Source organism: Roseisolibacter sp. H3M3-2, from assembly GCF_029211165.1.
Taxonomy (GTDB): Bacteria; Gemmatimonadota; Gemmatimonadetes; order Gemmatimonadales; family Gemmatimonadaceae; genus Roseisolibacter.
Genome location: NZ_JARGEK010000691.1, coordinates 1 through 1003 on the forward strand (window position 1 = coordinate 1; position 1003 = coordinate 1003).

Annotated in this window: 1 pseudogene; it reads left to right on the forward strand. The window is 80.3% G+C overall.

The features are described 5' to 3' along the window. Positions 1-875 (forward strand): annotated as a pseudogene (locus PYV61_RS25760) (hypothetical protein); the annotation flags it as partial. Positions 876-1003 lie beyond the last annotated feature (128 nt).

Here is a 1003-nt window from a genome sequence, read left to right on the forward strand (position 1 = left end):
CGACGGTCGCCGAGGCGGGGCTGGTGGTCGAGAGCGCGGCGCGCGACCCGCGCGACGGGTCGCTGCTGGTCGGCTCGCTGGCGCGCGGCGGCGTGTGGCGCGTGGGCCCCGGCGGCGCGCTGGCGCGCCTCGACCACCCGGCCGACTCGCTCGGCGAGACGCTCGGGATGCACGTGTCCGCGGACGGCGCGCGGCTGTGGGTCGCCACCGGCGCGCCGCGCCCCGCCGTGGTCGCGCTGTCGCTCGCCGACGGGCGCGTGACGCGGCGCCTGGTCCCCCCCGCCGACGGCGGCCCGCACCTCCCCAACGACCTCGTGCTGGTCGGCGACTCGCTCTTCGTCACCGACAGCCACGCCGGCGCGGTGTACGTCGCCGCGCTCGCCGGCCCGGCGGCCGACACGCTGCGCCCGGTGCCGGCGCGCGACCCGCAGGGGAACGCGCTCCGCCTCGCGTACCCCAACGGGATCGCCACCCTCGACGGCGGGCGCACGCTGCACGTCGCCACCTCGCGCGGGCTGGTGCGCCTCGAGCGCGGGAGCGGGCACGCGGCGCGCGTCACGCCCGCGCCGCGCGCCACGCTGGCGATGATCGACGGACTCTACGCGCACGGCGGGCGGCTGGTCGCGGTGCAGAACGGCGTCGGGCTGTCGCAGGTCGTCTCGATCGCGCTCGACGCCGGTGGCGCGCGCGCGATCGACGTGCGCGTGCTGGAGCGGTTCCACCCCGCGCACGACACGCCGACCACCGGCGTCGTCGTCGGCGACACGCTGGTGTACGTCGCCAACAGCCAGGTGTCGTCGCTCGACGCGGCGGGGCGGCTGCGCGCGGGGGTGCCGCCGCAGCGCGCGGTGCTGCTCGCGCTCCCGCTGCGCTGACGCGGCGCGTCCGGGCGTCGCGCTCGGGCCGCGCGTTTCACCGGACGGACACGCGCGCGGCGAACGGCGCCGCGCCGCGCGCCGCCACCGTGGCGGGGTCCCCGCGCGACCCCACCCCCGCCCGCCCC